General features: G+C 46.0%; 18 protein-coding genes. 14 read left to right on the top strand and 4 right to left on the bottom strand.

Annotated elements, in window-relative coordinates:
- Positions 1 to 9 precede the first annotated feature (9 nt).
- Positions 10 to 873: a dihydropteroate synthase gene (gene folP / locus KD145_RS02330; RefSeq protein WP_212004306.1), complete on the bottom strand. Its 864-nt coding sequence runs from the start codon at positions 871 to 873 to the stop codon at positions 10 to 12.
- Positions 874 to 1038: 165 nt separating this feature from the next.
- Here folP and KD145_RS02335 point away from each other — a divergent pair, with 165 nt between their 5' ends.
- The 7 genes from KD145_RS02335 to KD145_RS02365 all read left to right on the top strand — a co-directional run bounded on the left by KD145_RS02335 (position 1039) and on the right by KD145_RS02365 (position 6098).
- Complete coding sequence (locus KD145_RS02335; protein ID WP_249219713.1) at positions 1039 to 1575, top strand: DUF1599 domain-containing protein; 537 nt, start codon at positions 1039 to 1041, stop codon at positions 1573 to 1575.
- 47 nt (positions 1576 to 1622) lie between these two features.
- Positions 1623 to 2705, top strand: a complete 1083-nt coding sequence (locus KD145_RS02340) for a BT_3928 family protein (RefSeq protein ID WP_212004308.1) — start codon at positions 1623 to 1625, stop codon at positions 2703 to 2705.
- A 6-nt stretch (positions 2706 to 2711) separates the two neighbouring features.
- Positions 2712 to 3764, top strand: coding sequence for an ABC transporter permease (locus KD145_RS02345; protein ID WP_212004309.1), 1053 nt, complete (start codon positions 2712 to 2714; stop codon positions 3762 to 3764).
- Positions 3765 to 4002: 238 nt separating this feature from the next.
- Positions 4003 to 4509: an RNA polymerase sigma factor gene (locus tag KD145_RS02350; protein WP_249219714.1), complete on the top strand. Its 507-nt coding sequence runs from the start codon at positions 4003 to 4005 to the stop codon at positions 4507 to 4509.
- Positions 4499 to 5011 (top strand): hypothetical protein, encoded by a 513-nt coding sequence (locus tag KD145_RS02355; RefSeq protein ID WP_212004311.1) that lies wholly within the window; start codon positions 4499 to 4501, stop codon positions 5009 to 5011. The genes KD145_RS02350 and KD145_RS02355 overlap by 11 nt, the downstream gene beginning before the upstream one ends.
- Positions 5012 to 5051: 40 nt before the next feature.
- A complete protein-coding gene (locus KD145_RS02360; protein ID WP_212004312.1) occupies positions 5052 to 5567 on the top strand; it encodes a DUF4252 domain-containing protein in 516 nt (171 codons plus the stop codon).
- Between the two features lie 18 nt (positions 5568 to 5585).
- A complete protein-coding gene (locus KD145_RS02365; protein ID WP_212004313.1) occupies positions 5586 to 6098 on the top strand; it encodes a DUF4252 domain-containing protein in 513 nt (170 codons plus the stop codon).
- A 5-nt stretch (positions 6099 to 6103) separates the two neighbouring features.
- On the opposite strand, the gene KD145_RS02370 is transcribed toward KD145_RS02365, so the two are convergent.
- Together KD145_RS02370 and recF are read right to left on the bottom strand one after the other, a co-directional pair.
- Positions 6104 to 6391, bottom strand: a complete 288-nt coding sequence (locus tag KD145_RS02370; RefSeq protein WP_113619498.1) for a DUF721 domain-containing protein — start codon at positions 6389 to 6391, stop codon at positions 6104 to 6106.
- Between the two features lie 116 nt (positions 6392 to 6507).
- The gene (recF, locus tag KD145_RS02375; protein WP_212004314.1) at positions 6508 to 7587 is read right to left on the bottom strand and encodes a DNA replication/repair protein RecF; all 1080 of its coding nucleotides are present in this window, start codon (positions 7585 to 7587) and stop codon (positions 6508 to 6510) included.
- 210 nt (positions 7588 to 7797) lie between these two features.
- On the opposite strand from recF, the gene pdhA reads away from it, so the two are divergent.
- The 7 genes from pdhA to KD145_RS02410 all read left to right on the top strand — a co-directional run bounded on the left by pdhA (position 7798) and on the right by KD145_RS02410 (position 13100).
- A complete protein-coding gene (gene pdhA / locus KD145_RS02380) occupies positions 7798 to 8808 on the top strand; it encodes a pyruvate dehydrogenase (acetyl-transferring) E1 component subunit alpha (protein WP_249219715.1) in 1011 nt (336 codons plus the stop codon).
- Positions 8809 to 8918: 110 nt separating this feature from the next.
- Entirely contained in the window at positions 8919 to 9617 is a 699-nt protein-coding gene (locus KD145_RS02385; protein ID WP_212004315.1) for a tol-pal system YbgF family protein, read from the top strand.
- 76 nt (positions 9618 to 9693) lie between these two features.
- On the top strand, positions 9694 to 10197 hold the full coding sequence (gene ribH / locus KD145_RS02390) for a 6,7-dimethyl-8-ribityllumazine synthase (RefSeq protein WP_113619495.1): 504 nt from the start codon (positions 9694 to 9696) through the stop codon (positions 10195 to 10197).
- A 91-nt stretch (positions 10198 to 10288) separates the two neighbouring features.
- A complete protein-coding gene (locus KD145_RS02395; RefSeq protein ID WP_212004316.1) occupies positions 10289 to 11008 on the top strand; it encodes a (Fe-S)-binding protein in 720 nt (239 codons plus the stop codon).
- An 18-nt stretch (positions 11009 to 11026) separates the two neighbouring features.
- Positions 11027 to 11437 (top strand): EVE domain-containing protein, encoded by a 411-nt coding sequence (locus KD145_RS02400; RefSeq protein ID WP_212004317.1) that lies wholly within the window; start codon positions 11027 to 11029, stop codon positions 11435 to 11437.
- 96 nt (positions 11438 to 11533) lie between these two features.
- Positions 11534 to 12394, top strand: coding sequence for a DUF4349 domain-containing protein (locus KD145_RS02405; protein ID WP_212004318.1), 861 nt, complete (start codon positions 11534 to 11536; stop codon positions 12392 to 12394).
- Between the two features lie 28 nt (positions 12395 to 12422).
- Positions 12423 to 13100 (top strand): NAD-dependent deacylase, encoded by a 678-nt coding sequence (locus KD145_RS02410; protein WP_212004319.1) that lies wholly within the window; start codon positions 12423 to 12425, stop codon positions 13098 to 13100.
- Positions 13101 to 13181: 81 nt separating this feature from the next.
- Here the strand turns inward: KD145_RS02410 and KD145_RS02415 are convergent, their stop codons facing one another.
- Positions 13182 to 14510 carry a saccharopine dehydrogenase C-terminal domain-containing protein gene (locus tag KD145_RS02415; RefSeq protein ID WP_212004320.1) on the bottom strand — a complete coding sequence of 443 codons (1329 nt, stop codon included), beginning with the start codon at positions 14508 to 14510 and terminating at the stop codon, positions 13182 to 13184.
- Positions 14511 to 14831 lie beyond the last annotated feature (321 nt).

Raw genomic sequence — 14831 nt, forward strand, 5'->3', positions numbered from 1 at the left:
TAGTAAGATTTAATTGCCTTTCATTTTCTCCGTAATCCTGACTGCTTCCACAGCTGCTTTTACATCATGCACCCTCAGTATGTGGGTACCATGTAGCAATGCGATGGTGTTGAGTACTGTTGTCCCATTTAATGCTTCAGAAGGACTAATATTTAAAAATTTGTGAATCATTGATTTGCGTGAGATGCCTGTAAGTACTGGTGTCCCCAGTATCTGATGAAAGAGCGAAAGGTCCTTCATCAGGGCGTAGTTATGTTCCAGGGTTTTCCCGAATCCGAATCCCGGGTCGGCAATAAAATCCCGGATCCCGGCAGCCCGGCATTCGGCCAGTTTTTTCGCCATATAGTCCAGTACGTCCTGTACCACATTTTCATAGTGCGGCTTCTGCTGCATGGTAGCAGGTTGGCCCTGCATATGCATGGCAATGTAAGGGACCTTCAGGCTGCCGGCTACCGGGATCATGTCTTTATCCAGGTCACCCGCACTGATATCATTGATGATGGAGGCGCCGGCGTGTATGGTTTTTTCCGCTACTGCGGCATACCAGGTATCTATGGAGATGATGGTCTGAGGGTAACGGTTTAAAATAGCATGAATAGCCGGCAACAGCCGGTCCAGCTCTTCTTCCGGTCCTATCAGGGTAGCGCCAGGCCTGGTGCTCTGTGCACCAAGGTCGAGGATTGCAGCCCCTTCCTGCAGGTGCTGGCCGGCTTTCTCTACCACCTGGTGTAACCCATGCATTCTGCTGCCTTCATAAAAGGAATCTTCTGTTACATTGATAATGCCCATTACCACCGGACTGGCAAGTGAAAGTAATTGCCCCCGGCAGTTAATAGCAGGTTCCGTTAGGGTATTGATATGGTGTGGTCTCATTTAATGGTTTTTATTCTTTATTTTGCCACCTGAATCGCTGTTCACAAATTTAAGTAATGCAAAATAAAGGAATTACGCATGCAAAGGAACAAAGAAGACAAAGTTTGACAAGGACTTTATATGCCTTCCTCTCCCAGACATGCACAATTTCCTGTTAATAGGATCATGAGTACATTAGCACAATACGAAGCCGCAATCGCAGGCTGCAAAGACATCTTCCTGAAAAAAACAAAAGATTACGGCACTTCCTGGCGGGTGTTACGTCCCATTTCAGTGGTAGACCAGATTTTTATTAAAGCCCAGCGTATCCGTAATATACAGGAGATCGGCGCACAAAAAGTGGAAGACAATATTGAAGGAGAATTCAAAGGCATCGTAAATTATGGGGTTATTGGATTAATCCAGATGGAGCAGCACGGTAACCCCTATACGGATTTACCTGTAGAAGAAGTGGAGAAGCTCTATAATCATTATATTTATAAGATCAAAACGGTCATGGAGGCCAAAAACCACGACTATGGAGAAGCCTGGCGTGATATGAGCCAGGAGTCTTTTGTAGACCTCATCCTGACCAAGTTATTGCGAATCAAGCAAATCCTGCGCAACCAGGGGCAAACACTGATATCGGAAGGAATAGATGCCAACTATGTGGATATTGTAAACTATGCATTGTTTGCGCTGATCAAGATCAGCGAAGCATAACAAATGAAGTTATGGTCTAATTCATCACTTAACCATTAAACTATTTTATGAAAGTTATCCTGAACCTATTGCGGATTATTGTTGGAGTATTGTTTATCTTTTCGGGCCTGATCAAAGCCAATGATCCGCTGGGCCTCAGCTATAAGATGGATGAGTTTTTTGAGGTACTGCACCTCACTTTTCTGTCACCCTATTCCCTGGCATTTTCCATCATCATGAATGCCTTCGAAATCATTGCCGGTGTAGCGGTACTGGTGGGATATCGTATGCGTATCTTCTCCGTACTGCTGCTGTTACTGATCATCTTTTTCACCTTCCTCACAGGTTATGCCCTGTTCAGTGGCACCATCCGGGAATGCGGTTGTTTCGGCGACTGTATCAAACTGACCGCAGTGGAAACATTCTGGAAAGATGTAGCCCTGCTGGTAATGATACTGGTAATCTACTTTTTCCGCAACCGTATACAACCACTATTCAAAGGAGCGGGCATTGTATTATTCATCGCTGCGGTGTTTTCATTTGGTGTACAGTGGTATACCCTTAAGCACCTGCCGTTTATCGATTGTCTCCCTTATAAAGTGGGCAACAATATCCCGGAAAAAATGAAACTGCCTCCTGGTGCTACTCCTGACGTGTATGAGATGATATTTATCTATGAGAAGAATGGAGAGAAAAAGGAATTTACTGCCGACAACTACCCCTGGTCAGACAGCACCTGGAAGTTTGTAGACCGTAAAGACAAACTGATCAAAAAAGGTAATGCCGAACCGGCTGTCAAGGACTTCATCCTGACTGATCTCGACGGTGTTAACCAGACACAGGCCATCCTGAACGAAACCAAACCGGTATATCTCTTCCTGGTGCAGAATGTTGAAAAAGCAGGAAAGGGATGGGATGAGAAAATGAAAGCAGTGCAACAAAAATGGAAAAATGGTGAAGTCCTGATATATGGTGTGTCTGCCTCTACCAAGGACCAGATCGCTGCCTTCGAAAAACAACACGGACTGGAATTCCCCTTTGTACAGATGGACGGTGTGGCCATTAAAACTGCCGGCCGCAGCAATCCATGTCTGATTTTACTCGACAAAGGCACTATCAAAGGTAAATGGCATTATAACGATATTCCGTAAGTTTCTATGTTACGTTTTCTTCTCCGGAAAACAGGATATGGCCTGTTGGTATTGCTGGGTGTGGTGGTGCTGGTGTTCTTCCTGTTTAATGTATTACCTGGTGATCCGGCCCGGCTTACCCTTGGACAGCGTGCCGATGTGTCTTCGCTGGAAAATGTCCGTAAAGAATTGCACCTCGACCAGCCGGTGGGGGTGCAGTTCCTGCTCTATCTCAACGATCTTTCACCGCTAGGTGTGCATGAACAGGCTGATGCTACAGAAAATCTGCACTATGTGACGCTGGCTCATCTGTCAGCCGGAAAAATACTGGTATTAAAGACACCCTATCTGCGCCGCTCCTATCAAGGGAAAAAGCCGGTATGGGAGATCCTTACCGAAGCATTGCCCGGTACTTTACTGCTGGCCACAGCAGCGATGCTCTTTGCTACTGTGGTAGGAATAGGCTTAGGGGTGCTGTCTGCGGTTAAACAAAACACCTGGATGGACACGAGCGCTGTCTTTGCCAGTGTGATTGGTATATCAGCACCGTCTTTCTTTGCCGGTATTGTGCTGGCTTATTTGCTGGGTTTTGTGTGGAGCGATTATACCGGTCTGCATATGACTGGCAGTCTCTTCGATGTAGATCCGTTTAAGGGGAGGGTGCTCAACCTGCGCAATCTGATATTGCCTGCGATCACACTGGGCATACGTCCGCTGGCCATCATCGTGCAACTGACGCGCAGTGCTATGCTGGATGTGCTGCACCAGGATTACATTCGCACAGCTTACGCCAAAGGACTTTCCCGCTCCCGGGTGATCTGGCATCATGGACTCCGCAATGCACTCAATCCGGTTGTTACCGCCATCACCGGCTGGTTTGCTGAACTGCTGGCAGGTGCTTTCTTCGTAGAATACATCTTTGGCTGGAAAGGAATCGGAAAAGTAACAGTGGATGCGCTGGACAAATTCGATTTCCCCGTAGTGATGGGCGCGATCCTGTTTACCGCTGGCATCTTTGTATTGGTCAATATCCTGGCTGATATGCTTTACTCCGTAATTGATCCCCGCATTAAATTATAACTATTTAGGTCCCAGGGCTAAAGCCCTGGGCTATTTTCGTGGGAAACCACAATACTTTATAAAGATTTTTAGTTTTTATCAGAACTCATTTAAATAAATAAGGAATTCATCCTTCCAAGCAGCCGTAAAAACAATTTTAGCCCAGGGCTTCAGCCCTGGGAATTTTTTTTTAAGATTGTTGTAACATCGTATTTGCTGAGTCGTCTTCTTATTACAAAACGCAATATTCCGCATGTCAATGGACTTATTTCTTACGCAGGTAGTTCCCGTCAGGCAAAAGCTTTATCGCTTCGCCTACCGCCTGCTGGGCAATGAGGAGGATGCACAGGATGTGACCCAGGACGTGCTGATGAAGGTCTGGAGCCAGCAGGAGAAAATGACTGAACTGCAGAACATGGAAGCCTGGTGTATGCGGATTACCCGTAACCTGGCGCTGGACAAGATCAAATCGAAGAAGTATCGCCTGGCTGATGAACTGGACAGGGCTGGTGATGTGCCGGCTACACAGCATAGTCCGCATGCCATGGCGGAAAAAAACGATGTAATGATCAAAGTAAGACGAGTAATCAGTGAATTACCGGAGAAATACAGGACCATCATCCAATTAAGGGATATGGACGGTTATTCCTACCAGGAAATTGCGGATATCCTGGAGCTGGACATGAATGAGGTAAAGGTTAACCTGCACCGGGCACGCAAAGCGGTGCGGGAGAAACTGCAAAACATACAGGTATATGGATTATAACGAAATCATCGTACTACTGGAAAGGTATTGGGACGGAGAAACTTCTTTGGAGGAGGAAGCGCTGCTACGCCGGTTTTTTAGCGAGCCACATCCTGATATGCCGGAGGCTTTACAGGAAGCTGCTCCCTTGTTTGGTTATTTCCAGGAAGAAATAGAACGGGAATATGTCATGCCGGAAAAACCGGAGCCGGTGCCGATACCTGTTGGGGCTACCGCTAAAGTAGTGCAGTTGTCGCCTTTCCGGCATTGGATGAAATATGCAGCCGTGCTGCTGATGGGGGTGGGGATGGGATATGCGATGAAGCAGTATCAGCGGCAGGAAATGAAAGCCAGTATTGCGGCAGCGCAACAGCTGAAGATGGAGGAAGAAGCCCGGGTAGCCTATATGGAAACCAAAAAAGCCCTGCAGCTGCTGGCCAAAAACCTGAATAAAGGAACAGACAAAATGCAGAAGCTGGCCTATTTCAATGAAGCTGCCGGTTTGATAGACAGTTCCAATTAATCAAGGGCCTATTTTAAAACCTGATATAAATTTTAAGAAAATGAAACGTTCACTTTTATTGCTGGTAGCGGTTTTTGCCAGTCTGCACCTCTCAGCGCAGAGTAGTATAGACCGCTTTTTCCAGAAGTATGAAAACGACCGGAACTTTACACTGGTCAGTATCACCCCTAAAATGTTCTCCATGTTTTCCAAACTGGATCTTAACGATCCGGATGCCAAAAACCTGATGCGGGTGATACAGAAACTCAAAGGGCTGCGTATCCTGGCTAAGGAGAACACCAGAGACGGTCAACGCCTGTATAAGGAAGCAGCCATTTTCCTGACTTCAGATTTTGAAGAACTGATGACGGTGAGGGATAAAGACAGCGACCTGAAATTTATGGTGAAAGAAAACAGTCGTGGCAACATCAACGAGCTGATTATGCTCGTAGGCGGCAACAACGAGTTTCTTGCCATGAGTTTAGTCGGGGACATTGATCTCAACGAAATATCACAGATTGCCAGCTCTGTCAATATTCAGGGCATGGACAAACTGAAGAATCTGAAAAAGAAATAATCCTTAAATCCAAAAACCATGAAATCATTATTGTTTGGTTGTTGTCTGATGATTGCCGGCACTTCAGTGACCATGGCTCAAGACAAGTCACTGCGTGAGTTTCGTAATAACTACCGGGGTAAGGCAGAAGTACACAGTATCAGTGTAGGCTCCATTCCATTGCGTTTTTCTGCCTGGGTGCTGAAATTTGGTGAAGCCGGAGATGAAGATGTAAAACAGGCACGTCAGCTGCTCAGAGGGGTCCGCAAAGTAAAACTGCACACCATTGAAAATCCTGAGGGCCTCCATATTACCAATAGCGATGTAGAAGCATTAAAACAAAAGTTGCAGACCAAAGATCATTTTGAGACCCTGATGGAAGTAAGGGAAAAAGGAAATATGATACATGTGCTCAATAAAGGAAAGGATGATGAGCTGGGCCATGTGGTGATGCTGGTTCAGGAAGAAAATGAATTCCTGATGGTAAACCTGCAGACTAATCTCAAAATAGAAGATATCAACCGTCTTATCCGCCAGTTCGCTTCCAACTGATTATTTTATCGGATCATCACTTCCTTGACAATATTCTCCCCCAGCGTTTCATTCACCAGTTTGATGATCTTGTCTTTAGAGTAAGTTAATTCCTGTTTTAAGGGTGCTACAGTAGTGGTTATGATAAGCTTATGGTCTATCAGCTGGATGCTCTGTGTGTAGCGCGCAATGGTTTTGCCCATTATTTTTTCCCAGTTTTCCTGAATTCTGACTTCAGTAAGACGGGGTTTGAGCCTGCTTTTGTTCATAAATTCCCGAAGGGCATCTCCTATACTGGTTGTTCCGTGGCGCATGGGGGCGAAGCTATGAAATATTTAGGGATTTTTTGATTTGGTTATTATTTGATTTTGTCAGTGGTGATTGTGTTTTTCAAATCCCGCAATCCCAAAATTCCAACATCTCAAAATCCCTAAATTTTTATGAGTTGAATGGATTGTCCGGTAGCCTCAAAACTATGCTGAAGTCTTTCAGCATGCGTATCTGTAATAAACACCTGGCCATAGGAATCACCTGCCACGAGGGAGATGAGCCGCATCACCCTTTCCTGGTCTAGTTTTTCAAACACATCATCAAGAAGAAGGAGGGGAGCAAATTGTTTATGCTGTCTGATGACTTCAAACTGGGCCAGTTTCAGGGCGAAGAGGAAGCTCTTGCGTTGTCCCTGGGAGGCACTGTTTTTCATGGGGTGTTCATTGAGGAGGAAGAGGAGGTCATCACGATGAATGCCGGCGGTGGTGCGTTGTAGTTGCAGGTCCTTGTACCGGGCGGTGTTGAGTTGGGCGGCGTAGTCTTCTTCCTGCAGGGTGCACTGGTAGCGGATATTGACAACTTCATGGGTGCCGGAGATAAAATCGTATAGTTGTTGTACCTGCGGAATAAAAGCGGTGAGGAAAGCCTTCCTTTGTTCAAATACGGGGGTGCCATGTTGTACCAGTTGCTGGTCGAAGACGTCGAGGAGGCTGTCCTGGTGTTGTCCGGTTGCAGCGATATTTTTCAGCAGGCTGTTACGTTGCAGCAGTATTTTCTGGTATACGATGAGATGTTCGAGATAGTCAGGGTAGAGCTGAGACAGGAGTGTGTCCAGCCATTTGCGGCGTTCTTCACTGCCGCCGAGGATGATTTCGGCATCATCGGGTGCTATCATGACGGCCGGGAACTGGCCGATGTGCCGGGAAAAGCGGTCGTATTTTTCATCGTTGAGGGATACTTCCTTTTTCCCGTCTTTAACGGTGCAGACGATTTTTTCTTCCTGTCCCTGTTTTTCGAGGAGGCCTTCTATGCGGAAGCCATTGGTATGGTACTGGGTGTTCTGGCTTTCGCTGCTGGTAAAATAGCTACGGGTAAAGCAGAGGTAATAAATGGCGTCGAGCAGGTTGGTTTTACCGGAACCGTTTCTGCCGGTGATACCAACGATCCGTTGTTGAAAGCGGAAGTCCTGCCGGGCGTAGTTTTTGAACTGTACGAGTGATATTTTTTGTATATGCAGCAAAGAAAAAAGTTATGTGTAATTAATAATATGCAAATTCTGCAATATCTATAAGTGATAAAGAGCCCGGTCCGGCGGGCTTTCTCGCTCAGGAAACTGCAATTAAATGCAAAACTGTTTGAAATTGATGAATTTGCATAATTTAATAGTAATTGGATTTGATATTTACATTTTAGGATTTTCCTGTTATATTTGCCAACAAATTTAGAAAGAGTGCAAACTAAAACAGACGTGAAGACGAAATTCACCAAAGAGACATATCTGTACTGGTATGAATTGATGCTTTTGCTGCGCCGCTTTGAAGAGAAGACCGGCCAATTGTACGGAATGCAGAAAATTCGTGGTTTTTGTCACCTGTACATCGGACAGGAGGCAATTGCTGCTGGTGCGATCACTGCGACGAAGCCGGAAGATAAATTCATCACCGCGTACCGCGACCACGCTTTGGCTATAGCCAAGGGTATTTCTGCTAAGGCTTGTATGGCTGAGATGTTTGGTAAAGCAACCGGCTGTTCAAAAGGTAAGGGAGGTAGTATGCACTTCTTCTCCAAAGAACACAACTTCTTTGGTGGTCATGGTATCGTAGGTGCACAGATCGGCACTGGCGCCGGCCTGGCACTGGCAGAACAATACCTGGGCACTGACAACGCTGTACTGTGCTTCTTTGGTGATGGTGCTGCCCGTCAGGGTATGCTCCATGAAACCTTTAACATGGCAATGACCTGGAAGCTGCCTGTTGTTTTCATTTGCGAAAACAATATGTACGCGATGGGTACTTCTGTAGAACGTACTTCCAACGTACTGGATATCTATAAGCTCGCTGACGCTTACGAAATGCCTGCCGATTCTATCGACGGTATGAGCTGCGAAGCGGTACATGAAGGTGTGGAAAGAGCCGTAAAACGTGCACGTGAAAATGGTGGTCCAACCCTGCTGGAAATCAAAACATACCGCTACCGTGGTCACTCTATGAGTGATCCTGCTAAATATCGTACCAAGGAAGAACTGGAAGAGTACAAAGAAAAAGATCCGATCAGCGAGGTACTGAGAACCATTCAGAAGAATAAATGGGCTACGGAAGCTGAAATTGAAGCGATCCATGAGCGCGTTAAACAGGAAGTGGAAGAATCTGTGCAGTTTGCTGAAGAGTCTCCATGGCCTTCTGATGATGAGCTCCTGAAAGACGTTTATGTTCAGGAAGATTATCCGTTCATCGTTGACTAAAGCTTAATAGACCGCAACAGTTAGCTTTTACCTTTGACCAAAAAGGCGGAAGCTAACTGTTGTTCATTGATACCTATTAAATAACCAAGCAATCACAATTACCTTTTAAAATGGCAGAAACTAAAGATAAAGCCACCACACCGCAACCTGCAACAAATTTTGACCTGGAGAAGTCCATGCACAAAGCGGAAGACTTTTTCATTAAAAACAAAAACGTCATTACTATTGCATTGCTGGCAGTAGTAGTGGGCGTAGGCGGTTTCTTCGCCTATAACCATTTTGTTAAACAGCCCAACGAGAACAAAGCACAGGAAATGATTTTCCACGCACAGAACTACTTTGCTGTGGACTCCTTTAAACTGGCTTTGAACGGTGATGGCAATAACTATGGTTTCTTACAGGTGGTAAACAAATACGGCGGCACCAAAGCTGGTAACCTCGCAAAATACAGTGCTGGCGTATGCTACATCCGCCTGGGCGAATATCAGAAAGGTATCGACATGCTGAATTCCTTCAGCTCTGATGATCTGCTCCTGCAGCCTACTGCACTGGGCCTGATCGGCGACGCTTACATGGAGCTCAACAAAACTTCTGAAGGTATCGAGGCTTACAAAAAAGCAGGTCACTACAATGATAACGAACTGACTTCCCCTGTTTACCTGTTCCGCGCAGGCATGGCCCTGGAAAAAGCCGGTAAACCAGCAGAAGCCATCTCTATCTATAAAGAAATTAAAGAGAAATTCCCCCTCACCAACGAAGGTCGTGAAATGGACAAATATCTGGCGAGACTGGGAGATGTGAAGAACTAATCTACTTATGAATAACGGATTACGTGTGAGATTAACATCCGCCGTAATCCGTTCTTCGTAATTATAAATTGAATGTATGTCTGAGCACAATAAAAGCTTGTTAAATGATACTGGCATTCTCAACCTGGAGGATGCCAGTGTTGTTATGGTATATACCGAATGGAATGATACCATTGTGAATGAACTGGTAGCCGGATGTGAAAGGTCCCTGGAACAATATAAGGTGGCCAAATCCAATAAGATCATAGTACCCGGCGCTTTTGAAATCCCTTACGCCTGCAAGCAATACTGGGAGAACACCAAAGGTACCGGCAATCAGCCTGGCGCTATTATTGCTTTCGGTTGTGTGATCCGCGGAGAAACACCTCACTTCGATTATGTGTGTAAAGCAGTCACAGAAGGTATCCTGCAACTGAACCTTCAATTACCCGTTCCCGTTATATTCGGCATATTGACGGTAGACAATGAACAGCAGGCCCTTGACAGACTGGGTGGCGCTCATGGCCATAAAGGCGAAGAAGCTGCCATCACCGCATTGAAGATGATTTCATTACAAAGAGACCTGGCGAGAGGACTTTAGCACCAGACCAATGGTTGTCAGCCCTGCCGGTCCCCGTTGTCAAAGAGTTTGCCGCTGAACAACTAAAGGTCAACCGCTAAATATTATTCAGATGAATGTACAGTTATTTATACCGTGTTTCGTAGACCAGCTGTTTCCTGAAACTGCCTTTAACATGGTGAAAGTGCTGGAGAAACTAGGGTGTAACGTGATGTATAATCCGGAGCAGACCTGCTGCGGCCAGCCGGCTTACAATGCCGGTTATCAGGACGAATGCAGGACCGTTGCTACCAAATTTGTAAAGGACTTCAAAACTTTCGACTACATTGTTGCCCCCAGTGGCTCCTGCACCGGTTTCGTTCGTAATTACTACAATAAACTGTTTGATAATTCAGCAGCACATAACGATGTGAAACTGTTGCGCAAAAACCTCTACGAATTCACAGAATTTCTGACGGAAGTATTGCATGTAACAGATCTGGGTGCCACCCTCAACGGAGTGGGCACCTACCACGATGCCTGCGGCGCCCTGCGTGAATGCGGTATCAAGGAAGGCCCCCGGAAACTGCTGGAGAAAGTAAAAGGCCTGGAATTAAAAGAGATGAATGATTGTGAAGTGTGTTGCGGTTTTGGCGGTACCTTCTCCGTGAAGTTTGAACCCATCTCTATCGGTATGGGCGAACAAAAAGTCCACAACGCTGTCAACAGCGGAGCAGACTACCTCATCTCCACAGACCTGTCCTGCCTGATGCACCTGGATGGCTACATCCGTAAGCATGGTACCAATATTAAAGTGATGCACATCGCCGATGTACTGGCGAGTGGCTGGTAAAATCCAAAAACGTTACAAATGAACTATTGGCTCGTCAAATCGGAACCCTTCAAGTATTCCTGGGACCAGTTTGTAAAAGATAAAGTGACCTTCTGGGACGGCGTACGTAATTACCAGGCACGCAACAATCTCAAAGGCATGAAAAAAGGAGACAAGGTATTGTTTTACCATAGCAACGAAGGCCTCGCCGTTGTAGGACTGGCTACCGTAGCAAAAGAACATTACCAGGATCCCACCACACCGGACCCGAACTGGGTTGTGGTAGACCTGAAGCCTGTCAAAGCCTTCAAAGTACCGGTAACCCTGGCACAAATGAAGACGGAGAAAAGGCTTGCAGACCTCTCCCTGATCAGACAAGGCCGCCTGTCTGTATGCGACGTCACGAAAGAACAGTTTGACGTAATTATGGAAATGGGAGGCATGGAATAATACTTTGTTACCGGGCTGTTGATATTTTAGAACAGCCCGGTAACCTATTATGGAATTTTTCGCCTGGCTGCATCCTACCGGAAAATTCCGATTCCCATGAAGTACATAGCCCATCTCATCGTCGTATGCTTCCTGTTTGCCTGTGGTAAAACATCTTCCCCCAGTATCACCAGTCAGACATCAACAATTGCTCAGGACGAAACAGTAGCCGCGACAACAGACCGTCTCGCTTTTGCAGAAAAGAATGTCAACAAAGACAATACCCCGCCTACACCCGCCGAACCCGCATCTCAGAAAATTATTAAAACCGCAAGGATCAGTTTCGCCGTAGACGATTTTGCAGCTGCCAAAAAACGTATAACCGATATCGTTAGTAAGACCGGTGGTTATTTATCATCAGAAGTAGAGAGCCGTGGCAGTACAGAGTGGCGTAATCATCTGGAGATAAAAGTACCCGCCGCGGCATTTGATAGTTGTGTGGGAAGTCTTACCAGCGGCGTATCCCGGCTGGATCAGAAAAACATCACTTCCCAGGATGTAACGGCTGAATATGTTGATCTCGATGCCCGCATGAAAACAAGGATAGCCACTGAACAACGCTATCTTGATATTTTGAAACAAGCCCGCAACGTAAAGGAAATACTGGAAGTGGAAGTGCAGCTGAAAGCAATCCGGGAGGAGATTGAAGCGGCTAAGGGGCGTCTGCAGTATATCGATCATCAGGTGAGCTATAGTATGATCTACCTTGATTATTACCAGACCCTGGCCTTGTCAGCACCGGAAGGCCCCGGTTTCCTGCAGCGGTCCTGGCTGTCGGTCCGCGAAGGGTGGAATAGTCTCCTAGGCCTCACGATAGAAGGATTGGGCTTGTGGCCGTTTATGCTGATTATCATTTTTATTTTTATATTTATAAAAAGGCGACTGAAAAGAAACAGGAAACAAGCGGTAACGTCCTGACAGCGCCCATTTATTAAAACTATACATTATGAAACCAAGATTAGTGGTGTTGACCGGAGCCGGCATCAGTGCAGAAAGTGGCCTCCGGACATTTCGTGACTCAGATGGCTTATGGGAAGGGTATGACGTATATGAAGTGGCTTCCCCCAAAGGCTGGGTAAAGAATCCCGGCCTGGTACTGGATTTTTACAATGGCCGCCGCCAGGACGTGAAGGCGGCTATGCCCAATGAAGCCCATACAGGGCTGGCAAAGCTGGAAGAAAAGTATGACGTGCGTATTATCACACAAAACATCGATGATCTGCATGAAAGAGGTGGTTCCTCACGGGTACTGCATCTGCATGGTGAGATTTTCAAGATGCGCAGCGCTACTAATGAACAGCTGGTGTACGACATCTATGAAGACATCCGGCTGGGAGATATTGCAGCTGATGGTGGGCAGTTGCGCCCGCACATCGTGTGGTTTGGTGAGGATGTAACGATGATGAAACAAGCGGTGATGGAAGTATTGTGGGCAGACATCTTTGTGGTGATCGGGACTTCGTTGCAGGTGTATCCGGCGGCAAGTCTGCTGGACTATGTGAAGCCACATGTGCCCATCTATGTGATCGATAAAAAGATCCCGGAAGTAGAAACCAGTGGCAAGGTAGTGTGTATTGAAAAGCCGGCTACTTCAGGAGTGGCAGAACTATTATCATTATTATAAACATAAAAAGCTCCCCGTTGACGGGGAGCTTGCCACAAGTCCTTCTTCTCCGCGAGTGTTCATCATAGGAAACAATCATTTCTACTCAAAACTTTCTTCAAAGCGGATATCGTGTTCTTCGAGTTCCTTTAATACCGGATTATATACTTCAGGCATCACTGGTATCTGCAGGCCAGTGAGCGTAATTTTCTCCTGTAGCAGCAGTTTGGCCATGATACCCAATGGCAGGCCAACAGTTTTGGCCATGGCAGTGCGCACGTTGTCTTCTCCCTGTGTAATCATGTAACTGTGCATGCGGGTGGCCATATTACGGCGTTCGAATTCAATTTCATGCAGCATCACGATCATGTCTTTATCAGACGGCTCCATTTTCAGTTTATCTTCCACCAGATGTTGCAGAATACCTGCATTGGTTTGTTCTCCCAGATTAATGATATCACCGTTGAGCAACCCGAGGAAACGCAGCTGGCGGATCACTTTTGATTTGCTGCTGACGCCCAGGAACCTGGCCATTACTTCTTCATGTCCGGCTTGTTTGTCGGTGCCTTCGATATGCTGGGCAGCCCAGTCAAAGTAGGTGAGATGATCGGTTTGTAGTTTATTGGTATCGTTGGTAAGGCCCAGTTTGATGAGTGCATTCCAGCCTTCACAGAAATCCGGAAAGCGGAGTGTTGCCCGCATAAAGGTCGCAATATTTTCCAGCTTGTAGGATTCCATATATCCCAGGGAGTCGCGGTTGGGATAGTAGGCCAGTTTGCCCAGTCCGGGTACCGGGATGGTTTTATTGTGGTCGAAGAGTTGTTCGTAGGCAACTTCCCTTGTTTTACCTTTTTCGCGGTAGACGGCGCCGGAGCTACCGGCCAGCACTACGTTACGGGCATTCCAGGAGATTTTGTACTGCCAGGGATTATCGATACTGTCGGGGGAGATAAGGCCGCCGCAGTAGGATTTAAAGGAAAATATCTGTCCGCCTTTTTTCTCAATGGAGTGAATGAGTTTCATCGCAGACATATGATCGATGCCGGGATCGAGGCCCATTTCATACATGAACAGGAGGCCGGCTTTTTCAATGTCCTTTTCGAGTTTGCGTACTTCAGGGTCTATATAGGAAGCGGTGAGGAGGTTTTTTTTGAAATGGAGGCAATCTTTTGCCACGATGATGTGTAGATGAGGAGGGAGCAGGGAGATGACGAGGTCTGTTTCCTGTATCAGTTGCTGCCTTGCTGCCTGGTCTTTGATATCGATAGCTGCCGGGGTAGCGTAATATGACTTGCCGGTTTTTGATTTGATGAGCATCAGGTCATGGTCTGCCACAGTGAGATGCCATTTTTGTCTAGGGGCATTGGCCAGCAGATAATCGATCAGGCTGGTCGCCGATTTTCCGGCCCCAAACAACAGTATATTCTTCATAGTCTTCTTTAGAAAAGGTTAAGAATCAGGGGAATAACAGCATTTTAGATACTTATGTTCGAACTCATAGTAAAATTCGGTGCATATCCCGCCTAATCTGCAACTTTAGGTGATTCGATGGATTGATTATCAGTCAATTAAAAACAAATTCTTTGCCAATATTTAAATTCTGATATATTTCCCTATTTATACATATTTTAGATAAAGTAAAATTAAACCATTACACGTATTAACGCAGAAAAGCAAAAAATGGTTGTTGGTTATAAAAAAAATCAGTCATATATCGATAGCGCTATATAATTGATTTAAACAATGATGTTT

Origin of the sequence: Chitinophaga sp. HK235, assembly GCF_018255755.1 — a bacterium.
Taxonomy (GTDB): domain Bacteria; phylum Bacteroidota; class Bacteroidia; order Chitinophagales; family Chitinophagaceae; genus Chitinophaga.